Annotated in this window: 22 protein-coding genes and 1 riboswitch; of the genes, 13 read left to right on the plus strand and 9 right to left on the minus strand. The window is 39.5% G+C overall.

All coding sequences use genetic code 11. From position 1 onward, the window contains the following. Positions 1 to 101 precede the first annotated feature (101 nt). From EL121_RS11720 to EL121_RS11045, 4 genes are all read left to right on the plus strand, one after another. The gene (locus EL121_RS11720; protein WP_018651957.1) at positions 102 to 236 is read left to right on the plus strand and encodes a hypothetical protein; all 135 of its coding nucleotides are present in this window, start codon (positions 102 to 104) and stop codon (positions 234 to 236) included. A 71-nt stretch (positions 237 to 307) separates the two neighbouring features. After that, on the plus strand, positions 308 to 1,456 hold the full coding sequence (tgt, locus tag EL121_RS11035) for a tRNA guanosine(34) transglycosylase Tgt (protein WP_005614996.1): 1,149 nt from the start codon (positions 308 to 310) through the stop codon (positions 1,454 to 1,456). A gap of 70 nt (positions 1,457 to 1,526) precedes the next feature. Further along, positions 1,527 to 2,045: a hemerythrin domain-containing protein gene (locus tag EL121_RS11040; RefSeq protein WP_039196741.1), complete on the plus strand. Its 519-nt coding sequence runs from the start codon at positions 1,527 to 1,529 to the stop codon at positions 2,043 to 2,045. 20 nt (positions 2,046 to 2,065) lie between these two features. Next, on the plus strand, positions 2,066 to 2,287 hold the full coding sequence (locus tag EL121_RS11045) for a sulfurtransferase TusA family protein (protein WP_081978352.1): 222 nt from the start codon (positions 2,066 to 2,068) through the stop codon (positions 2,285 to 2,287). A gap of 64 nt (positions 2,288 to 2,351) precedes the next feature. Here EL121_RS11045 and EL121_RS11050 read toward each other — a convergent pair whose 3' ends face one another. The 7 genes from EL121_RS11050 to EL121_RS11080 form a co-directional block, all read right to left on the minus strand. Further along, entirely contained in the window at positions 2,352 to 2,957 is a 606-nt protein-coding gene (locus EL121_RS11050; protein ID WP_039196743.1) for a TIGR04211 family SH3 domain-containing protein, read from the minus strand. A gap of 68 nt (positions 2,958 to 3,025) precedes the next feature. After that, positions 3,026 to 4,288: an inorganic phosphate transporter gene (locus tag EL121_RS11055; RefSeq protein ID WP_039196744.1), complete on the minus strand. Its 1,263-nt coding sequence runs from the start codon at positions 4,286 to 4,288 to the stop codon at positions 3,026 to 3,028. Positions 4,289 to 4,304: 16 nt separating this feature from the next. Further along, complete coding sequence (locus EL121_RS11060) at positions 4,305 to 4,985, minus strand: TIGR00153 family protein (RefSeq protein WP_039196746.1); 681 nt, start codon at positions 4,983 to 4,985, stop codon at positions 4,305 to 4,307. 172 nt (positions 4,986 to 5,157) lie between these two features. Further along, complete coding sequence (locus tag EL121_RS11065) at positions 5,158 to 5,916, minus strand: iron ABC transporter ATP-binding protein (protein ID WP_039196747.1); 759 nt, start codon at positions 5,914 to 5,916, stop codon at positions 5,158 to 5,160. Positions 5,917 to 5,918: 2 nt separating this feature from the next. After that, on the minus strand, positions 5,919 to 6,866 hold the full coding sequence (locus EL121_RS11070) for an iron chelate uptake ABC transporter family permease subunit (RefSeq protein ID WP_039196748.1): 948 nt from the start codon (positions 6,864 to 6,866) through the stop codon (positions 5,919 to 5,921). Beyond that, positions 6,859 to 7,812, minus strand: coding sequence for an ABC transporter permease (locus EL121_RS11075; RefSeq protein ID WP_039196749.1), 954 nt, complete (start codon positions 7,810 to 7,812; stop codon positions 6,859 to 6,861). The genes EL121_RS11070 and EL121_RS11075 overlap by 8 nt, the downstream gene beginning before the upstream one ends. Before the next feature lie 47 nt (positions 7,813 to 7,859). Then, positions 7,860 to 8,768, minus strand: a complete 909-nt coding sequence (locus EL121_RS11080) for a siderophore ABC transporter substrate-binding protein (protein ID WP_039196750.1) — start codon at positions 8,766 to 8,768, stop codon at positions 7,860 to 7,862. Positions 8,769 to 8,965: 197 nt separating this feature from the next. On the opposite strand from EL121_RS11080, the gene EL121_RS11085 reads away from it, so the two are divergent. Genes EL121_RS11085 through nrdR form a run of 3 tightly spaced genes read left to right on the plus strand, consistent with a single transcriptional unit; the run spans position 8,966 to position 11,155 of the window. After that, positions 8,966 to 10,429, plus strand: coding sequence for a replicative DNA helicase (locus EL121_RS11085; RefSeq protein WP_039196751.1), 1,464 nt, complete (start codon positions 8,966 to 8,968; stop codon positions 10,427 to 10,429). Continuing rightward, the gene (locus tag EL121_RS11090) at positions 10,419 to 10,706 is read left to right on the plus strand and encodes a YcgL domain-containing protein (RefSeq protein WP_197050936.1); all 288 of its coding nucleotides are present in this window, start codon (positions 10,419 to 10,421) and stop codon (positions 10,704 to 10,706) included. The genes EL121_RS11085 and EL121_RS11090 overlap by 11 nt, the downstream gene beginning before the upstream one ends. Continuing rightward, complete coding sequence (gene nrdR, locus EL121_RS11095; RefSeq protein ID WP_005622941.1) at positions 10,706 to 11,155, plus strand: transcriptional regulator NrdR; 450 nt, start codon at positions 10,706 to 10,708, stop codon at positions 11,153 to 11,155. Before EL121_RS11090 ends, nrdR begins: the two co-directional genes overlap by 1 nt. Positions 11,156 to 11,258: 103 nt before the next feature. On the opposite strand, the gene lysC is transcribed toward nrdR, so the two are convergent. Beyond that, complete coding sequence (gene lysC, locus EL121_RS11100; RefSeq protein ID WP_039196753.1) at positions 11,259 to 12,611, minus strand: lysine-sensitive aspartokinase 3; 1,353 nt, start codon at positions 12,609 to 12,611, stop codon at positions 11,259 to 11,261. Between the two features lie 98 nt (positions 12,612 to 12,709). After that, positions 12,710 to 12,893, minus strand: a riboswitch (Lysine riboswitch). Positions 12,894 to 13,104: 211 nt separating this feature from the next. After that, on the minus strand, positions 13,105 to 13,440 hold the full coding sequence (locus tag EL121_RS11105; protein ID WP_039196755.1) for a DUF496 family protein: 336 nt from the start codon (positions 13,438 to 13,440) through the stop codon (positions 13,105 to 13,107). Between the two features lie 202 nt (positions 13,441 to 13,642). Here EL121_RS11105 and ppx point away from each other — a divergent pair, with 202 nt between their 5' ends. The 6 genes from ppx (at position 13,643) to aroA (ending at position 20,546) form a co-directional block, all read left to right on the plus strand. Then, positions 13,643 to 15,166: an exopolyphosphatase gene (ppx, locus tag EL121_RS11110; protein WP_197050937.1), complete on the plus strand. Its 1,524-nt coding sequence runs from the start codon at positions 13,643 to 13,645 to the stop codon at positions 15,164 to 15,166. Between the two features lie 199 nt (positions 15,167 to 15,365). Next, the gene (gene nanQ, locus EL121_RS11115; protein WP_039196756.1) at positions 15,366 to 15,833 is read left to right on the plus strand and encodes an N-acetylneuraminate anomerase; all 468 of its coding nucleotides are present in this window, start codon (positions 15,366 to 15,368) and stop codon (positions 15,831 to 15,833) included. 9 nt (positions 15,834 to 15,842) lie between these two features. Beyond that, positions 15,843 to 16,715, plus strand: a complete 873-nt coding sequence (locus EL121_RS11120) for a MurR/RpiR family transcriptional regulator (RefSeq protein WP_039196757.1) — start codon at positions 15,843 to 15,845, stop codon at positions 16,713 to 16,715. A gap of 146 nt (positions 16,716 to 16,861) precedes the next feature. Further along, positions 16,862 to 17,950, plus strand: a complete 1,089-nt coding sequence (serC, locus tag EL121_RS11125) for a 3-phosphoserine/phosphohydroxythreonine transaminase (protein ID WP_039196759.1) — start codon at positions 16,862 to 16,864, stop codon at positions 17,948 to 17,950. 187 nt (positions 17,951 to 18,137) lie between these two features. Then, positions 18,138 to 19,232 (plus strand): histidinol-phosphate transaminase, encoded by a 1,095-nt coding sequence (gene hisC, locus EL121_RS11130; RefSeq protein WP_039196761.1) that lies wholly within the window; start codon positions 18,138 to 18,140, stop codon positions 19,230 to 19,232. A 15-nt stretch (positions 19,233 to 19,247) separates the two neighbouring features. Further along, positions 19,248 to 20,546, plus strand: a complete 1,299-nt coding sequence (aroA, locus tag EL121_RS11135) for a 3-phosphoshikimate 1-carboxyvinyltransferase (RefSeq protein ID WP_039196763.1) — start codon at positions 19,248 to 19,250, stop codon at positions 20,544 to 20,546. Positions 20,547 to 20,612: the final 66 nt, after the last annotated feature.

Genomic DNA, 20,612 nt, shown 5'->3' on the forward strand with positions numbered 1-20,612 from the left:
TCAAGATAGCTTATTCTAGTTTTGTTAAGTGAAAAAGAGTAAAATGACACTCTTTTAGTTTGGATCGGACTATAACAATTCCGTTCAATGAAGGAAACAAAATGATTAAAAAAATTATCATTTGCCTCTGTGCTTTTGCTTTAGCTAGTTGTGCAGTTGGTGGTAGCGCGAGTGTTGGTGGCGGTTCAAATGGTGTAGGTGCGGGTTTCAGTTTAGGGACGGGGATCCGCTTTTAATTTGCAAATAATAAGTGGAATATGACCGCTTGTTGATGCGTTTATAGACTGTTTATCTATAAGGAATGTTGATGAAATATGAATTAAAAACAACCAGCGGCAATGCACGCCGTGGTCGTTTGACATTTTCTCGCCCGAAAGGCGAATATGTAGTGGAAACACCAGCATTTATGCCGGTTGGTACATACGGCACGGTAAAAGGGATGACACCGGAAGAGGTGGCGGCAACCGGCGCACAAATTTTATTAGGTAATACTTTTCATCTATGGTTACGTCCAGGGCAAGAAGTAATGAAATCACACGGTGATTTGCACGATTTTATGCAATGGCATGGCCCGATTTTAACCGACTCAGGCGGTTTCCAAGTATTTAGCTTAGGCAAATTACGTAAAATCAAAGAAGAAGGCGTAACATTCCAAAACCCGATTAGCGGTGAGAAAATTTTCCTTTCGCCGGAAAAATCGATGGAAATTCAGTACGATCTCGGTTCGGATATCGTCATGATCTTTGATGAATGTACCCCATATCCGGCTACTTTTGATTACGCTAAAAACTCAATGGAAATGTCATTACGTTGGGCAAAGCGTAGTCGTGATCGTTTTGATGAGTTACAAAATCCACGTGCGTTATTTGGTATCGTACAAGGCGGTACTTACGAAGAATTGCGTAAGATCTCGGTAGAAGGCTTAGTTAATATCGGCTTTGACGGTTATGCAGTCGGCGGTTTAGCGGTGGGCGAACCCAAAGAAGAAATGCACCGTATCCTTGAATTTACAACACCGCTATTACCACAAGATAAACCTCGTTATTTAATGGGCGTAGGTAAACCGGAAGACTTAGTTGAAGGTGTACGTCGTGGTATCGATATGTTCGACTGCGTAATGCCGACTCGTAATGCACGTAACGGACATTTATTTGTCAGTAACGGTATCGTGAAAATTCGTAATGCGAAATATAAAACGGATACCACGCCATTAGATCCGGAATGTGATTGCTACACTTGTAAAAACTATACGAAAGCGTATTTATATCACTTAGATAAATGTGGTGAGATTTTAGGTGCACGTTTAAACACCATCCATAACTTACGCTATTACCAACGCTTAATGGCACAGATTCGCCAAGCGATTGAGGAAGATCGTTTTGATGATTTTGTGGTTGAGTTTTATGCAAAAATCGGCAAAGAAGTTCCGCCGTTACAATCAGAAGTGAATAAGTAATTTAAATTTATCATTGGCACAAGTTTAGGCTTGTGCCTTTTTCTCATATTTATTGTATATAGAGGTTGTTATGCAGCAGTTGGAGCCACAACAATTCGCAAGTTGGGCAGAGCCGATTGATATGTTGTATGCTTGCCATAGTAAGGTAAAGCGTTTTTGCAAACAGTTACATATTTTGCCGGAATATTTGGCAAAAAATGGGGTTAATCAAGCGGTTAAAAATGATGTACAGCAGATTCTCAACTATTTCAATCTTTCGGCTCCGTTGCACCATGAAGACGAAGAGTGTGATTTTTTCCCAGCATTGCTTCAAGTTCAACCGCAAGCACAAGCAGAAGTTGATGAGCTGGAAAGTCAACACGAGTTATTACATCATAATTGGGCATTACTTTCTGTACAATTAGAAGCATTAGTTGCAGGTGAGCGAAACGAAGTTGATCCGGAACTTATCGCACGTTTTATTGCAGGATATGAGGTTCACATTGCGATTGAAGAGCCGCTTTTCGAATTAGGGCGTTCTCATTTAGCACAATTGGAACTGGAACAAATGGGCAAAATTATGGCAGCACGTAGAAAAACATCATCATAAATAACGGCATTTCCCTATTAATGAATGTATATCAATTAGACTTAACTGCATATAGCTGCCCCATGCCCTTATTAATGGCAAAAAAAGCGTTAGCGAGTTTACCTGTCCATAGTACATTAGTGATTTGTATAAATTTAGCGAGTAGTCAGGATGACTTTAAGCTGCTGTGTGAACAATATGGATATCAGTGGCTAGGTTGTCAGAATGAGGATATAAGGCGGGTTATCACAATAAAAAAATAAGCGGTTTCTTTTTGTAAAAATTTTACCAAAAGAAACCGCTTGCTTATTTAATAACTCATCACTTTTATGACCAGCCGTTATTACGTCTACGACGAGGCATAATAAATGGAATAAATAGACCGAGTAATAAACCCGCTGCTAATACGGAACCGCCATAGATAAACCACTGAATAACAATTTCACGTTTTTCAGAATCATGCATCGTTTCTAAATCACGATTCTTATTTTTTAATACTTCCAACTCACGTTTAAGTTGGGCATTTTGATCAAGCAATTCACTACTTTGCTGTTCAGCCTGCTGGCTACGACGTTGCATTTCAATAGTACGCTGTTGCCAATCGCTATCAATTTTACCTAATTTGGCACTTAAATCTTGAACTTGTTGTTGTAGTTGTGGGATTAAATCTTTCGGGCTTGCCGTTTGGGAAATTTCTGAAGCAAGTACCCAGCCTTCACGATTTTTGCTATCACGAATAAGCACAAAGCGATCTTTACGGTCTAATACCGTCACTTTCTCTCCCGCTTGAATAGCTCCTGAGATTTTATATTGATCACCTGCCCCTTTACGCATATAAGTACTAAGGTTTTCAGTAATATAATCTACCGAAAAAGCAGGAAGAGAGGTTCCGAGTAATAAACAAGCGAGTAGGGTCGACTTCCGTTTTAGCATAATCGATGTTCCTTTTAGTTAGTAAAAAGGAAAAGTGCAATCATGCACTTTTCCCGGAGTTAAAAAAATTAGTAGAAAATCGCTAATAGAATTTCATAAATAACAATAGCGATAATTGCGCCTGCAGGTAATGTAATTACCCACGAAGCAACGATATTACGAATAATACCTAAGTTTAATGCTGCAATACCGCGAGCAAAGCCCACACCTAAAATTGCACCAACGATGGTTTGCGTTGTTGAAATCGGTAAACCGGTGCCAGAAGCGATAACCACAGTGGTCGCACAAGCGAATTCAGCAGAGAAGCCACGGCTTGGTGTTAAGTCAGTAATACCGGTACCCATTGTGCCCATTACTTTGTAGCCCATAATAAGCATACCAGCAGCAATACCTGCAGCACCTAAAGGTAAGATCCACGGCGCCAATGCCGCTTTACCACTCACCATACCGCCACTTTCTACGATTGATACCACCGCTGAAAGAGGACCTACAGCGTTTGCAACGTCATTCGAACCATGCGCGAATGCCATTGAACAGGCTGTTAATAGCATTAAGATACTAAATACTTTTTCCACACCGCCAAACGCTGCACCTTGAGCACGTTTTGCAAATGCTTCACTGCGGAAGTAGAAATAACAAGCAATAACAGCGACAGCCGCAATTGCTGAAGAAATTACCACGGTCTCAGTTGTGGTTAAATGTAGACCTACGTGTTTCAAACCTTTAGTCATCGTAACGATACTTAAAATAAAAGCAGTTAGTGCCATATAAAAAGGACCGTATTTTTGTGCATTTTTCATCGGCTCTGCCGTATCGAAGATCAATTTTTGTGTACTGGTAAAAATCCAGTAAGCTACGATACCAGCAATAACCGGTGTGATAAACCAGCTACCTACGATGCCGCCTAATTGTCCCCACTGTACTGCATCACTACCTACGGTTAAACAACCAAAACCGATGATTGCACCGATGATGGCATGCGTTGTTGAAACAGGCCAGCCCATTTTTGATGCGATTAATAACCAAAAACCGGCAGCAAAAAGCGCAGACATCATTCCTAATACTAAAATATCAGGCTTATCAGCAAAAAGTGAAACGTCAATAATACCGCTTTTAATCGTTTCGGTTACTTCACCACCTGCAAGATAAGCACCTGCAAATTCAAATACCATTGCAATCATAATTGCTTGGCGTGCAGTGATCGTACCTGAACCTACCGATGTACCCATTGCATTAGATACGTCGTTGGCACCGATACCAAATGCCATAAAAAAACCAAAAAGGGCAGTAATAATGACTAACGTAGAGCCATATTCTTGAAGCAATTCCATTAGAATCTCCTTATTATTATGCTTTGGCCAGCATTAGCTCGATACGCGATCCTACGCGTTGAGCTTGGTCAGCTAAAATGCTAACTCGTTCAATACATTTATATAAAAACATTACATCAATCGGGTTAAGATCGTTTTCAACGGTTCTTAATGTACGACGTAATACGATTTGAAGTTGATCGGTATCGTCTTCAATTTGATCAAGCTCTAAAATCATATTATTTACAAATTTTAATTCACGACCGCGGAAGCCCGTTTCCAGTAACTCATCAAGTTCGGCAAGCACTTTACGAACTTGGCGAGTAGAATCAAGGCTACGAGAAAGAAACTGTTTGAAAGGTTCTTGCATCGGCTCAGGAATCACTAATTGACGACCGATGATACGGCCAGAAATATCTCTTGAGTAATTTGCTACTTTATCTAATTGAGTCACTAACTCTAACAAGTCGGTTCTTTCTACAGGTAAGAACAGACCGCGAGGAAGTTTCAAACGGATTTCACGTTTTAAAGCATCTGCACGACGCTCTAAATCAATAATTTGCTCACGGACTTCAGCAGCTTTGTCCCAATCTTTTTGGAAGGTGGCTGCAAAGAACGGTTCGAGAAGCTCACTACATTCAGTCACTTTTACAGACAGTTTTTGTAGTGGTTTAAGTGGCGATTGTGCGAATAAACCTAAAATGTTATTCATTGCCATAGGGATATCTCCATTGTGATTAAATTTACTCAATTTTGTACAAGACAAAATCTCCTTTATTTTACTTTATACAAGCTAAAAGATCACTGGAAAATAGAAAAATAAGCGGTCTAATTTGTAAGATTTTTTACCAATTAAACCGCTTGAAATATATTTGTTCAAATTTAGTCAATTAAATATGGTGAACAACAAGGCGTTTGCCATTATGCTCAAGCACTTCCGCATCTAAGTTAAACACGGTTTTTAAATTCTCAGGAGTAATAATTTCCTCTGGTGAACCGGTCATAATAATCTCACCGTTTTTCATTGCCACGATAGTATCGGCATAAGCTGCCGCCATGTTAATATCATGTACAACCATTACTGTGGTCAATTGTAATTCATCAGTGAGTTTGCGTAGTAAGCGCATTAATTCTCTTGCATGAAACATATCCAAATTATTTAATGGCTCATCAAGTAAAACATGTTGTGTTTGTTGGCAGAATGTCATTGCAATTAAAGCTCTTTGGCGTTGACCGCCGGAAAGTTCATTTAAAAAACGATCTTTTAGTTGGTCAAGTTCGAAACGTTGTAACGCTTTTTCGACAACTTGTCTATCATGCTCACTGATTTTCCCTTGGTGATGCGGATAACGACCGAACATTAATAAGTCTTGCACGGTAATGCGGCTATGAATCACGTTATCTTGCGTCAAAATCGCTAAATGTTGAGCAATTTTGCGCGAATCTGCTTCTGCAATATTGTAATTATTTAACCAAATTTGACCGCTTTGTATATTTTGCAAACGGGCAATCAAGGAAAGTAACGTAGATTTACCCGCTCCGTTTGCGCCGATAAGAGCGGTAATACCACCATTAGGAATATGTAAGTTAATATTATTTAAAATAGTCGTATTGCCAATTTTATGAGAAATATTTTTAATATCGATCATCGTTATTTCTTCTGTCGTTTCAAAATCAAATAAATAAATACTATACCGCCGAAAAACTCGATGACTACGCTAAGTACCCCTTGCATTCCTAACAGTTGTTCGAATACGGCTTGCCCCAATACTAACGTAGTTGCAGAGATAAAAAATGTCATCGGAATGCGTACGCTGTGTGCGATCACAGGGCTAAGTGCATTAACGATCGCACATACCAATAAGCCTAAAAATAGGATTGGGCCGACGAATGCGGTAGAAACCGATACTAATAATGCACAGCAGATAAGTAGTTGGCGAGAAAAGGTATGGTAATTGATCCCTAGATTGATCGCACGATCTCGGCCCAGCAGTAGCACATCAAGTTTATGACGTTGTTGCCAAATCCATAAACTACTAAGTACAGCGATGGTTATGCCAATCAATAGTAATGTCGGATTGACACTATTAAAGCTGGCAAAAGACGAACCTTGTGCAACGGCAAATTCTTCAGGATCAATCATTCGTTGTAGCAAGTTATTCAAACTTCTAAATAACACGCCAAAAACCACACCGACTAAAATCATACGAGCCAGATCAGCATTCTCTTTAGTGAGTGTTTTAAATAGTAAAAGCGAGCCACATAACATCAGTATGCTTTCGAACACAAATTTATTAGCAATATCTAATTGTGTGAATCCAATACCGCCGAAGATAAAAATTAACACGGTTTGCGTAAGCAAATAGAGCGAATCAAATCCTAGAATGCTTGGCGTTAGAATCGGATTATTTGTCAATGTTTGGAATAATAATGTTGATACTCCGATCGTATAAGCAATCGTTAATAGTAATAAAAGCTTTTTGCCTCTAAACGGCAAGATAAAATCCCAATTACCGTTGGCATTAAACGTCATAAAAAATAATGCACTTGCAGTTAAGATAAACCCTAACAGAATAAGCAAAGAAGTCGGTTTACGCATGACGTTTCCCCCTAAATAATAAGTAGAGGAATACTATAGTGCCGCAAATACCGAAAATGGTGGAAATTGGTACTTCATAAGGTGCATTGATAAGTCGACCGAGAATGTCACAAGCTAAAACGAGATTTGCCCCCAGTAATACTACAGTAGGTAAATTTTTGCGTAATCGGTCACCTGCTAAGCGAGAGACAATATTGGGTACGACTAAACCAATAAATGGAATTTGTCCGATAGTAACTACGACCACAGCGGTAATAAGCGCAACGGTAACCAAGGCAAGCCATGTCATTCGGCGATAATTGATGCCGAGATTAGTGCTGATATTTTGTCCGAGACCAGTGATACTTAATTGATCCGCCATAATATAAATGACGACAGCAAGTACGGCAGTAAGCCATAGTAACTCATAACGACCGGCTAAAACCCCTGAAAAATCACCGGAAAACCAAACGGATAACAGCTGTAATGAGTCTGTTTCATAAGCAATAAAGGTAGTAATCGCTTCAATAATATTGCCAAATACAATTCCTACGAGCGGAACCATTAGTTTTTGGTGGGGTGGAAGATTGCGTAGTAGGAGCATAAAAATTCCCATACCAATCAATGCACAACAAGTGGCAAAAGACATTTTTGCAACAAGCGGTGCAGCAGGGAAAATAAGACTGATAGCTAATACGCCAAATGCAGCACTTTGGCTGGCACCAATCATACTCGGCTCAATGAAACGGTTTTTTAATACAATTTGTAATACCATGCCGGCAACACTCAAGGTTGCGCCGACTAAAATAATAGCAAGAGTACGAGGAAGACGACTGATAAAAAACAGTTGCGTTTGTTCCGGATCAGATAATAAAGCCGACCAATGAAAGTCGGCGACACCCACAGACATACTCAGTAAACTGAGAACTAAAAGCGAAAAAAAACTAAATTTAGTAAATGAAAACATAGGGTTAGTAAAATTATCGCCCTCACATTCGTGAGGGCGTAGTAAATTTATTTAGAAAATGCTTTTTTAATATTGATTAAATCGGTACGCATTTGCTCAATACCACCGGCAGCTAAGTAAGCCGCACTGCTTAAATAAACAATTTGCCCGTTTTTCCAGGCTTTGGTTTGGTGCACAAGTTCATTATCTAAAATTTCTTGTGCTGTTTTACCTTCTTCTCCGACAGCTGCTGTACGATCAAGTACAAATAGCCAATCCGGATTTATTTTTTGCAAGAATTCATGAGAAATCGGTTCACCGTGACTTGTACCTTTTTTATGAACATCTGCTTTTGCAAGCGGAATACCAAGTGCCGAATGCACCCAGCCTAAACGGCCTTTTTCGCCGAATGCTGACATTTTTCCGCCATTTACAATGATAATTAGACCGTTACCTTTACCTTTCACTGCGGCTTGAGTTTCTTTTAATAGCGTTTCAATTTCAGTTTTATATTCGTTAGCTTTATCTTGCTTAGCAAATAATTTACCTAAGCTGTCTAAATTTGCTAAACCGGCTTCAATTGTATTCAATTTAGGATTTGGCGTTAAATCGATGGCATTTGCAATCGTTTTCACATCATCCAACTTTTTCGCAGAACGTGTTGCAACAATGATTAAATCCGGTTTTAAACCGTTTAATGTTTCTAAATTTGGCTCAAAAACCGTACCGATATTAGTCGCTTGAGCGACTGCTGGCTTTAAGTATGGTAATGTTTTGGCAACATCAGGGGAACCAGCAACTTCAACTCCTAAATGTTGTAAAACATCAATGGTTGCTGCATCGAAAACAGCGATTTTATGAGGTGTTTGTGTGAATGTTACTTCTCCGCGAGCGGTCGGAATCGTCACATCTTTTGCAAACGCTGATGTGGTTAGTGTTGCCGCAAGAGTTAAAGTAAAAAATGCTTTTTTTAACATAGATCCTTCCTGTCTAAAAATAGATGGCTGTAAGTGAAAATTATTCTCAATGATTTTAACCGGATTTTCAGTGATGTAAAGAGACTTTAATTAATAATATGCTTGAGTTTGATTAGAAATTGCAAATTTCAATTTAGATGAATTTCCGTTAAACTAAACATTTATATCATTCATTCGTCACGTAGAGTTTTAATAAAATGGCTGAGTACACTACATCAAATAAAGAAAACGCAAGAGATAAACAAGTCGAGCAAATTGCCATTTCACCTCATTCTATTGAAGCGGAGCAAGCGGTATTGGGTGGTATTATGCTAAGTAATGATCATTGGGATAATGTTGCTGAGCGTATACAACCGACAGATTTTTATAATTACGCACACCGAACTATTTTTGAGCAAATGGTAGAGTTGGTACGTAATAATCAGCCGATTGATATTATTACGTTGGATCAGGCTTTAAAAGATAAGGGCGTATTACAAGATGTAGGTGGCTTCGCTTATTTAGCCGAACTTTCTAAGAATACGCCAAGTGCAGCCAATATTCTTGCTTATGCGGATATTGTGCGAGATCGATCAGATTTGCGTGGTGTGATTACGGCGGGCAATCAAATTGCAGAAATGGCGTACCATACGAAAGGCAGAAATGCGAAAGAAGTTTTAGATGAAGCGGAACGTATCGTATTCGAAATTGCTGAAAAGCGTAATACCAGCAATGAAGGGCCGCAGAAGATCGACGATATCTTAATTAATACGCTTGCTCGTATCGAAATGCTTTCAAAAAATCGTCATAACGGCGGGGTAACGGGCGTTTCAACCGGTTTTATTGATTTAAACAAAAAGACCGCAGGTTTACAGCCCTCGGATTTAATTATCGTTGCGGCGCGTCCGTCAATGGGTAAAACTACGTTTGCAATGAACTTATGTGAAAATGCCTCATTGGTAGATGTGGAAGATCCGAATGATTTAGATGAATACGGTAACCCTCGTAAAAAACCGGCAAAACCAGTCTTAATTTTCAGCCTTGAGATGCCAGCAGACCAAATTATGATGCGTATGTTAGCTTCGCTTTCTCGCGTGGATCAAACCAAGATCCGAACCGGGCAGATTCATGATGATGAAGATTGGGCGAAAATATCCAGCACGATGGCTATTTTACAAGAGCGTAAAAATATCTATATTGATGACAGTTCCGGTTTAACACCAACCGAATTACGTTCGCGTGCAAGACGAGTGTATCGTGAGAATGGCGGGTTAAGTATGATCATGGTGGATTATTTGCAGTTAATGCGTGCGCCGGCATTTTCTGATAACCGAACTCTCGAGATTGCTGAGATTTCTCGTTCTCTCAAAGCTTTAGCGAAAGAATTACAAGTGCCGGTTGTAGCACTTTCTCAGTTAAACCGAAGCTTGGAACAGCGTGCCGATAAACGTCCGGTAAACTCGGATTTACGTGAATCCGGCTCTATCGAGCAAGATGCGGACTTAATTATGTTTATTTATCGTGATGAAGTGTATAACGATAATTCCGATTTAAAAGGGATTGCCGAAATTATTATCGGTAAGCAACGTAACGGCCCGATTGGACGAGTTCGTTTAACTTTCCAAGGTCAATATTCAAGATTTGATAACTATACAGGCGGAGCCTATGACGATGAGTACTAATCTTTGTGCAATTTATAAAAGCCCGAAAAGAGAAGGAATGTTTCTTTATGTAGCAAAGCGCGATCAATTTGATAGCGTACCGGAGGAATTACGCCAAATGTTTGGTAAGCCGCAATTTGTGATGCTATTTAATTTAAATGGTGAAAAGCAACTCAAGCGGTCAAAAAACGAAGAAGTTTTGCAAGCGATTCAAACACAAGGCTTTTTTTTACAAATGCCACCGCCACCGGAAAATTTATTAAAAACATTTCTTGAACAAAATAGAGGAGAAGCGTAATGCGTTGTCCGTTTTGTGCTGCAGAGGATACAAAAGTTGTTGATTCACGTTTAGCGGCGGACGGTTACCAAATTCGCCGCCGTCGTGAATGTATTAGCTGTAAAGAGCGTTTTACGACTTTTGAATCGGCTGAATTGGTTGTGCCTTATATTGTGAAAAATAACGGTAACCGAGTGCCGTTTGATGCGAATAAGTTACGAGTCAGTTTAAGCCGTGCGTTAGAAAAGCGTCCGGTAAGTGCCGATGATCTTGAAAAAGCAATTAGCAAAATTATTATTCAGCTACAATCGACCGGCGAACGAGAAGTCCCGAGTAAATTGGTGGGAAATTTAGCGATGGATGCCTTAAAACAGTTGGATAAAGTCGCTTATATTCGCTTTGCTTCGGTTTACCTTAGCTTTGATGATATTGAAGAGTTTACCCAAGAAATTGAAAAACTCAGAGAGTAATAAAAAATGCCACAATATTTGTTGTGGCATTTTTTATAACATGGATTACAAGCGGTCGAATTTGTAAAAAATTTTGCAAATTTAACCGCTTGTTTAGTTGGGATTATTCGAATAAACCTGCGTGTAGTGAACGAACCACTTCATCCGCTTCTTCATTTTTCACTAGAGTACATACGTTATTTGTGCTTGCACCATAGCTAATTAAACGGATATTGAAGTTTTCAAGTGTATGGAATAACTTTTTCGCCACCCCTGCTTGGGTATGTAAGTTGTTACCGATAATCGCAACAAGCGCGAGATCGTTTTCCACTTGTACGTGGCAATAAGCGTTTAGTTCATCTAGTAGTTCTTTGGATAACATATCTGCGCCTGATGATGCCGAACCGGTTTTATCTAAAGTTAATGCAACGCTTACTTCAGATGTTGTAATCACATCTACTGAAATTTTGTGTTTTGCAAGAATTGCAAACACGTTAGCTAAAAAGCCTTGAGCGTGGAGCATTGAAAGGCTAGAAAGCGTTAATAACGTTTGGTTACGACGTAACGCAATTGCACGGAAAGTCGGGCGAGGTTGTGGATCACGCGTTACCCAAGTACCGCCTTGTTCTGGTGCTTTGCTTGAACCGACATATACCGGAATGTTGCTACGCACAGCCGGTAATAAAGTTGCAGGGTGTAATACTTTAGCTCCGAAAGTTGCCATTTCCGCCGCTTCATTAAAGGCCATCGTATCAATGCGCTGTGCATTTGGTACAACACGTGGATCGGTTGTGTAAATACCCGGTACGTCCGTCCAAATTAATACATCATTCGCATTTAATACTTCCGCTAATAGTGCTGCAGAGTAGTCTGAACCGCCACGACCTAATGTAGTTGTTTTACCTTCATCATCTCGACCGATAAAGCCTTGGGTGATCACTACGTTACCTGCAGCGATTAACGGCTTAATTACTTCGTCAGATTGTTGTTGAGTCTTCTCATCATTTGGTGCAGCCTTGCCATAATTACTGTTTGTTGCTACAACGTCACGTACATCTACCCATACTGCAGGGAAATTACGTTCTTTTAAAAGTTGAGTGAAAATTTTGGTCGACATCATTTCACCGTGACAGATTAATTCATCGGTTAAAGCGTTAGATGTCGCAAGGCTTGCTGATTCGGCTAATGCGCTGATATGTTGTAATAATTCATCAATTTCAGCAGAAATTTCGCTTTGATTTTGTAATTTTTCAATAATGTTATATTGAATTGTACGCACTGCATTTAAAATTTCGTCACGGCGTTCTTTTTCGCAACCGTTTGCCAATTCTACTAAATAATTAGTTACGCCAGCTGATGCAGAAAGTACCACAACACGTGTATTAGCGTCCGCTGTTACGATGTTTGCACAAGAAGTCATTGCTTCAAAATTAGCTACGCTAGTGCCACCAAATTTAGCAACCGAAAGATGAGACATAATAAGAATTTCCTATAAATCAAAAATAATAGATGACGTTGTGTAGTGGATATTCGAAAGGAAATTTGAGTAGATTAGGCGGTTTGATTTAGGAACCAATTAATCAGAGCACTCCATTTAAACTTGTGTTAAATGACAGCTGATAGGATTCAACCTGACTCAGCCGATGTTCATTCCAGTCTAGTGAATTCACACCTCGGCAAGCACTCCCATCATTTAATCCTCAAACGGCCCTAGTTGCCTTAGATTAAACTGCCTGAGTGTTGCGCCTCTCCCGCAATGAATAAATTCATTACTTCTTTTCAATTTTGAAAAGCCTGTATAGAAATACCTTTTTATTAAAGTGGTGTCAAACGATATTTATTCTGAATGAAAAGAATGCTTAAGGAATGGGCTAATTTACGGATTATTTCAGATAAAAATAAAAGAGGTCAGATCTTTAAACTTAATTTGCAAAAAATTAAGTGGATCCAACCGCTTTCAGGGAGATTAATTATTTCTCGTCTTTTACCGGAGTGGCACTTTTATGTGCAGCCATTTTTTGACGAATTTCACGGCGTTGTTTTGATAGTTCCGCATTGCGGATCATGTAATCATCAACACGGTTTTCGTAGTCGTCACGCATATTCGCGATAATTGCTCGGATCTCTTCAACGGTCATTGAATCATTGATGTATTGATTTAAGTTATCTAATAACAATACACGTTTTTGGTTATCACGGATTTTACGATCATTATCCGCAGTTTCACGATGTAATTTATTTTTTAAACGATAAAGATGAACATAATCCAACATATCTTGGAATGCTTGTTTTTTTACATCAGCCATTTGAGAACCCTCTTGGTTAGTGAAAATAAATTAGTATAAATCCTAGACCTTTTAAACAAATTCGTCAAAATGTTTCTCAAGGGTTTGTTTATTTGCATAAATAAACATCAAAATTTTTAAAATAATGAAGAATTTGTCGATAGATTTGTATTAAAAGTGATAAAATCTTGATATTTATTCGCTCGGTTTATAAGGATATTTTATGTCATCTTCAATGCAATCGTCAGTTAAACAGTCTGTGCCTAGAGAATTTGCCGCTATTGATTTGGGTTCGAACAGCTTTCATATGATTGTTGCGCGCATTGTAAATGGCTCAATCCAAATACTTTCGCGTTTGAAACGTCGAGTGCGTTTGGCGGACGGTTTAGATGAACACCGAATCTTGAGCCAAGAGGCTATTACGAGAGGTGTGGAATGTTTAGCGTTATTTGCAGACCGTTTACAAGGTTTTTCGGCGGAAAATGTGAAAGTGGTCGGAACTTATACCTTGCGCCGAGCGATCAATAACGATGAATTTTTAAAACAAGCGGCGCAAGTGTTTCCGTACCCGATTCAAATTATTTCCGGACAAGAAGAAGCTCGTTTGATCTATTCCGGTGTGAGTCATACTCAGCCGGAAAAAGGCCGAAAATTAGTGGTTGACATCGGTGGTGGCTCAACGGAAATGACGATCGGTGATGATTTCACTCCATTAAGAGCGGAAAGCCGTCATATGGGCTGTGTGAGCTTTGCAAATCGATTTTTCCCTCGTGGTGAACTGACGATTGAGCGATTTGATAATGCTTACCAAACGGCGATGGAAAAAATTGAGGATCTTGCTTGGGAATACCGCCAATTAGGTTGGCAAAATGTATTGGGATCTTCGGGGACGATTAAAACCGTGCAGAAAGTGTTGATTGCCAACGGGTATCGAGACGGGTTAATTACGGAAGAACGCTTACAGAATTTAATTGATATTTGCTTGCAATTTAATTCCTTAAACGAGATCCAGTTAAAAGGTTTAATTGAAGAACGAGCGGATGTACTGATCCCGGGCTTAGCGATTTTATTAGCGCTATTTCATACCTTTAGAATTGAATCGATGCGTTATTCAAACGGGGCGATTCGTGAAGGTGTTATGTACGGCTTAGAAAAGAGCTTCCAAGTCGGGGATATTCGCCAAAGAACGGCAGAAGCACTGGCAGAGCAATTTAACATTGATCAACAACAAGCCAATAGAGTGGAACACACGGCACTGATGCTATTTGAACAAGTTAAAAGTTGGCGCAATCGCCGCCAAGTTGCCGAGCTATGTAGTATGTTGAAATGGGCGAGTTTACTGCATGAAATCGGTATCGTTATTAATCATAATAGTGTACATCGTCATTCCGCTTATATTATTGCACATAGCGATTTACCGGGTTTTGATTCCGAGCAACAGCATTTATTGGCGATGTTGATGCGTTTTCATTTAAAGAGCTTCAAACGGAGTGAAATTCGCAGTACTAACCGCTATCAACACCGAGATATTATGACATTATTACGTTTATTTCGTCTGGCGGTGTTGCTTAATCGCCCTCGCCAAGCGACGGTAGAGCCGAAATCGGTGAAATTAACGATTAACAATAATGAGTGGTTATTGCAGTTTGAACCCGGCTTTTTGACTCAAAACCCGCTGATTTTAGCTGAGCTGGAAGAAGAACAAAAATGTTTGATACAGCTTGATTTAGCATTAAAAACGGAATAAAAATATGATGAAGGCATAGACAGAATAGGGTCTATGCCTTCATTTTTATAAAATTTGATCTAGTTCTCATTTTCTTATTTTCCCGCTTGTTATTTAGCGGATAAATCTTTACGCTATACATACTGGAGTATATCTTCATTTATGGAGTGGCTGTTGAACTAAAACAGCATTGATAAATTTATTATTGTAAGGGAGCGATATGTTATTAGGTGATTTATCTCGAGCGGACTACGCTAAATCGTTACCGCCTGTTTTTGTGCGTTTATGCGAAAAGTTGAAGACATTGGATTTAGTTAATCTTCCGCTAGGTTGGCAAGATCTTGAAGAGGGCGTTCGAATGAACGTGATGGAATTTGAAACCAGTCCGGCTGAAGAAAAGAAAGCGGAAATGCACCGCAAATTTATTGATATTCAATTATTAATTTCCGGTGAAGAAATGATTGAGTATGGCTTAGGTGAACCTAATTTAGCGAAATTCGATGAGTATCGTGACGAAGACGATTATCAGTTAACGGATGCGATTGAGCATAAAAATGAGCTTGTATTACAGCCAAATATGTTTGCCATCTTTTTACCTTATGAACCGCATAAACCGGGCAATGCAGTAAACGGTCAAAATAAATTATTGAAAAAATTAGTTGTTAAAGTCCCTGTCAGTTATTTGTAGGAGGCAGTTATGTCTGCTCGAGGAAAAATATTAGATACTATCGGCGCATTACAAACCAGTTTAACTAAAACAGAGAAGAAAATTGCCTCGGCGATTTTGGCTCAACCAGAGATCCTCAGTCAGAACTCATTATCTGAAGTAGCGAAACAACTTGATGTCGGTGAAGCGACATTTATCCGATTTTGTCGTACTTTAGGTTTTAAAGGCTATACCGATTTTAAATTGGATTTAGCCATTGAATTGGCGACCCAAGAAAAGCAAAGTAACTCAATTTTTGATACGGATGTGTCGGAAACCGATACACCGAAAGAAATTGCGATTAAATTACAAAGTAGCTTGAACAACGTGATTGCCGAAACAATCAATTTGCTCGATTTTCAAGAATTAGAAAATGTGGTGAAAGAACTGCAAAAGGCGCAACGAATTTTCTTGTTTGGTGTAGGTTCTTCAGGTTTGACCGCGGAAGATGCCAAACATAAATTGATGCGTATCGGCTTACAGACCGATGCGGTAACCAATAACCACTTTATGTATATGCAAGCGTCGTTGTTACGTGAGGGTGATGTGGTGATTGGGATCAGCCATTCGGGTTATTCAGATGAGGTAATTAGCTCGTTGCGTATTGCGCGTAAAAATAATGCGAAAACCGTGGCGATTACTCACCATATTCGTTCACCCATCACCAATGTTGCTGATTATGTATTGATTAACGGCAATCGCCAGGGGCATATGCAGGGCGATTCTATCGGTACTAAAATGTCACAATTGTTCGTGTTAGATCTTATCTACGCTTTATTAGTTAAAGCAGAGCCGGAAAAATCAATTCAACAAAAACAAAAAACGTTGGATGTGATTTTGGAACAACGTGTTCACGGCCGATAATTTTTGTTTTACAAGCGGTTAAATTTGCAGAATTTTTTGCAAATTTAACCGCTTTATTTTTTTATCTAAAAAAGTGCTTTCAAAATGACGAATGTTTTCGCTAGAATGATCGAATCCGTTTTAAAGAAACATAAGAGGCAAACACAATGACACAAGTTTATAATTTCAGTGCAGGCCCGGCAATGATGCCAAAAGCCGTTTTAGAACAAGCGCAACAAGAATTATTAAATTGGCAAAACCAAGGTACTTCGGTGATGGAAGTTAGCCATCGCGGTAAGTTTTTTATGGAACTTGCAACGCAATCTGAGCAAGATTTTCGTGAGGTTTATAACATTCCGCAAAATTATAAAATTCTGTTTTTGCAAGGCGGTGCACGTGGGCAATTTGCTGCAGTGCCAATGAACTTAATTGGAGCAAAGGGTAAAGCACTTTATCTCAATAGCGGTCATTGGTCGGGGATGGCGGCAAAAGAAGCACGTAATTTCTGTGAAATTGATGAAATTAATATCGTTGAAAAAGATCAAAATGGCGTGATTGCGGTAACCCGTACCGATTTTAGTGATATTGCCGAACAGTATGATTATGTTCATTATTGCACAAATGAAACGATAACCGGTGTGCAAATTAAGCAGATCCCAAATGTGGGCAATGCGGTATTGGTCGCAGATATGTCGTCTGATATTCTTTCAACTCAAATTGATATCAGCAAATTTGGTTTAATTTATGCAGGTGCGCAAAAAAACCTGGGGCCGGCAGGTATTACGATTGTGATTGTACGTGAAGATCTGATTGGTAAAGCTCGCACGGCAACCCCTTCGATTTGGAACTATGAAACACAAGTCAATGCTGATTCGATGATTAATACACCACCTACATTCGCTTGGTATTTATGTTCACTAGTATTTAAACATTTAATCAAAGAGGGCGGTTTGGCGGCGGTTGAAAAACGTAATGCGGCAAAAGCGGAATTACTTTATAACTACTTGAACAACAGTTCTTTCTATCGTAATTATATTGCGGAAGCAAATCGTTCGGTAATGAATGTGACATTTACCACTGATGATGATGAGTTAAATGCAAAATTTGTGGCGGAAGCGACCGCTTGCGGGTTACACGCCTTAAAAGGACACAAAGTATTAGGCGGTATGCGTGCGTCAATTTATAACGCAATGCCGATTGAAGGTGTAGAAGCATTAATCCAATTTATGGATAAATTTGCACAAGAAAATGCATAATCTTTAAAATATTACTGAGGCTATCCGGTGGGATAGCCTTTTTTATGGATATGATTTTACGCCAGCTAGCTGAAGAATTAATCGTGTATTAATATCTTTCCATCTGTAACGTATTTTTTACTGGTAAAGATTAAAATTCTCTAATACAATCCAACAACTCAATAAAAATAATGTTACAGAGGTAAAAATGCAATTTATCAACATCGCCAATGAGGGCGTGAAATCCCTTTCTCCTTACCAAGCAGGTAAACCGATTGAAGAATTAGAACGTGAGCTTGGTATCAGCAATATTATTAAACTGGCTTCTAATGAAAATCCGTTCGGTTTCCCTGAAAGTGCAAAACAAGCGATTATTAATCAATTAAATGATCTCACTCGTTATCCGGATGCAAACGGCTTTGAATTAAAAGCGGCTATTTCAAAAAAATTCGGCGTACAAGCAACCCAAATTACCTTGGGTAACGGCTCAAATGATTTATTGGAATTATTTACACATACTTTTGCCAGTGAGCAGGATGAAATCATTTATTCTCAATATGCCTTTATCGTGTATCCATTAGTGACTAAAGCGATTAATGCGGTGGCTCGTGAAATTCCGGCGAAAAATTGGGGACACGATTTAGATGCGTTTCTTGCTGCAGTCAATGAAAAAACCAAACTGATTTTTATTGCTAATCCGAACAACCCGACCGGTAATTTCTTAACCGAAGCGGAAATTGATGCTTTCTTAGCGAAAGTGCCGGCAAATGTGATTGTGGTATTAGATGAAGCATACACCGAATTTACAGAGGCTTCCGAACGTGTTGATTCATTCGGTTTATTAGCAAAATATCCGAATTTAATTGTTTCTCGTTCACTTTCCAAAGCGTATGGACTTGCCGGATTACGAATCGGTTATGCAGTATCGAATCCAGAAATTGCCGATTTGCTAAACCGCGTACGCCAGCCGTTTAACTGTAACAGCCTTGCATTGGCTTCAGCGATTGCGGTAATGAATGACGATGCCTTTGTGGAAAAAGTTGCGGAAAATAACCGCCAAGAGATGCAACGCTATGAAGCATTCTGCCAAGGACAAGGTTTGGATTATATTCCTTCCAAAGGTAACTTTATTACGATTGATTTCAAACGTCCGGCAGCACCGATTTATGAAGCCTTGTTACGTGAAGGCGTGATTGTTCGTCCGATTGCAGGTTATGGTATGCCGAATCATTTACGTATCAGTATTGGTTTACCGGCAGAAAATGACCGCCTGTTTGCCGCATTAGTAAAAGTATTAGGCTAATTTAAGAGAATACAGATGGAAAAAATTACATTAGCACCGATCAGCCGTGTTGAAGGCGAGATTAATTTACCCGGCTCAAAAAGCCTTTCGAATCGAGCGTTATTATTAGCTGCTTTGGCGAAAGGCACGACTAAAGTTACCAATTTATTAGACAGTGATGATATTCGCCATATGCTCAATGCATTAAAAGCATTAGGCGTGAATTATTCATTATCGGAAGATAAGACCGTTTGTACTGTTGAAGGAATTGGCGGCGCATTTAATTGGCAAAATGGGTTATCGTTATTTTTAGGTAACGCAGGTACGGCAATGCGCCCGTTAACCGCTGCATTATGTTTAAAAGGTGCAAGCGAAGCGGAAGTTATTCTAACCGGCGAACCTCGTATGAAAGAGCGCCCGATCAAACACTTGGTTGATGCCCTTCGCCAAGTGGGTGCAAGCGTTCAATATTTGGAAAATGAAGGTTATCCGCCGCTAGCAATCCGAAACAGTGGCCTAAAAGGCGGAAAAGTACAAATTGACGGTTCGATTTCCAGCCAATTTTTAACCGCTTTACTGATGGCGGCACCGCTTGCCGAAGGCGATATGGAAATTGAAATTATCGGTGAACTGGTATCAAAACCTTATATTGATATTACCTTAGCGATGATGAAAGATTTTGGGGTAAATGTTGAGAACCAAAATTATCAGACCTTTGTGGTAAAAGGTAACCAAAGCTACATTTCTCCGGAGAAATATTTGGTAGAAGGTGATGCATCATCCGCTTCTTATTTCTTAGCGGCAGGTGCGATTAAAGGTAAAGTGAAGGTGACCGGTATTGGTAAAAATTCGATCCAAGGTGACCGCTTGTTTGCCAATGTGCTAGAAGCGATGGGGGCTAAAATCACTTGGGGTGACGATTTTATCCAAGCGGAGCAAGGTGAGCTTAAAGGTGTAGATATGGATATGAACCATATTCCGGATGCAGCAATGACGATTGCGACTACCGCATTATTTGCCGAAGGGGAAACGATTATTCGCAATATTTATAACTGGCGTGTCAAAGAAACAGATCGTTTAGCGGCGATGGCAACCGAATTGCGCAAAGTGGGAGCAACCGTTGAAGAAGGCGAAGATTTTATTCGTATTCAGCCTTTGCCACTCACGCAATTCCAACATGCTGAAATTGCAACCTATAATGATCACCGTATGGCGATGTGTTTCTCGTTGATTGCATTGTCTGATACACCGGTGACAATTTTAGATCCGAAATGTACGGCGAAAACGTTCCCGACCTATTTCAATGAATTTGAGAAGTTGTCGGAAAGAACATAAAAAGCGATAATAAGCGGTTAAATTTGTAAAAAAATTTGCAAATTTAACCGCTTTTTTATGTATGGA

The organism is Actinobacillus equuli (assembly GCF_900636745.1).
GTDB classification, from domain to species: Bacteria; Pseudomonadota; Gammaproteobacteria; order Enterobacterales; family Pasteurellaceae; genus Actinobacillus; species Actinobacillus equuli.

Bases quoted from the DNA above. Each gene is read 5' to 3' on its own strand.
- EL121_RS11720 (WP_018651957.1), top strand. From the start codon at position 102: ATGATTAAAAAAATTATCATTTGCCTCTGTGCTTTTGCTTTAGCTAGT.
- tgt (WP_005614996.1), top strand. From the start codon at position 308: ATGAAATATGAATTAAAAACAACCAGCGGCAATGCACGCCGTGGTCGT.
- EL121_RS11040 (WP_039196741.1), top strand. From the start codon at position 1,527: ATGCAGCAGTTGGAGCCACAACAATTCGCAAGTTGGGCAGAGCCGATT.
- EL121_RS11045 (WP_081978352.1), top strand. From the start codon at position 2,066: ATGAATGTATATCAATTAGACTTAACTGCATATAGCTGCCCCATGCCC.
- EL121_RS11050 (WP_039196743.1), bottom strand. From the start codon at position 2,957: ATGCTAAAACGGAAGTCGACCCTACTCGCTTGTTTATTACTCGGAACC.
- EL121_RS11055 (WP_039196744.1), bottom strand. From the start codon at position 4,288: ATGGAATTGCTTCAAGAATATGGCTCTACGTTAGTCATTATTACTGCC.
- EL121_RS11060 (WP_039196746.1), bottom strand. From the start codon at position 4,985: ATGGCAATGAATAACATTTTAGGTTTATTCGCACAATCGCCACTTAAA.
- EL121_RS11065 (WP_039196747.1), bottom strand. From the start codon at position 5,916: ATGATCGATATTAAAAATATTTCTCATAAAATTGGCAATACGACTATT.
- EL121_RS11070 (WP_039196748.1), bottom strand. From the start codon at position 6,866: ATGCGTAAACCGACTTCTTTGCTTATTCTGTTAGGGTTTATCTTAACT.
- EL121_RS11075 (WP_039196749.1), bottom strand. From the start codon at position 7,812: ATGTTTTCATTTACTAAATTTAGTTTTTTTTCGCTTTTAGTTCTCAGT.
- EL121_RS11080 (WP_039196750.1), bottom strand. From the start codon at position 8,768: ATGTTAAAAAAAGCATTTTTTACTTTAACTCTTGCGGCAACACTAACC.
- EL121_RS11085 (WP_039196751.1), top strand. From the start codon at position 8,966: ATGGCTGAGTACACTACATCAAATAAAGAAAACGCAAGAGATAAACAA.
- EL121_RS11090 (WP_197050936.1), top strand. From the start codon at position 10,419: ATGAGTACTAATCTTTGTGCAATTTATAAAAGCCCGAAAAGAGAAGGA.
- nrdR (WP_005622941.1), top strand. From the start codon at position 10,706: ATGCGTTGTCCGTTTTGTGCTGCAGAGGATACAAAAGTTGTTGATTCA.
- lysC (WP_039196753.1), bottom strand. From the start codon at position 12,611: ATGTCTCATCTTTCGGTTGCTAAATTTGGTGGCACTAGCGTAGCTAAT.
- EL121_RS11105 (WP_039196755.1), bottom strand. From the start codon at position 13,440: ATGGCTGATGTAAAAAAACAAGCATTCCAAGATATGTTGGATTATGTT.
- ppx (WP_197050937.1), top strand. From the start codon at position 13,643: ATGTCATCTTCAATGCAATCGTCAGTTAAACAGTCTGTGCCTAGAGAA.
- nanQ (WP_039196756.1), top strand. From the start codon at position 15,366: ATGTTATTAGGTGATTTATCTCGAGCGGACTACGCTAAATCGTTACCG.
- EL121_RS11120 (WP_039196757.1), top strand. From the start codon at position 15,843: ATGTCTGCTCGAGGAAAAATATTAGATACTATCGGCGCATTACAAACC.
- serC (WP_039196759.1), top strand. From the start codon at position 16,862: ATGACACAAGTTTATAATTTCAGTGCAGGCCCGGCAATGATGCCAAAA.
- hisC (WP_039196761.1), top strand. From the start codon at position 18,138: ATGCAATTTATCAACATCGCCAATGAGGGCGTGAAATCCCTTTCTCCT.
- aroA (WP_039196763.1), top strand. From the start codon at position 19,248: ATGGAAAAAATTACATTAGCACCGATCAGCCGTGTTGAAGGCGAGATT.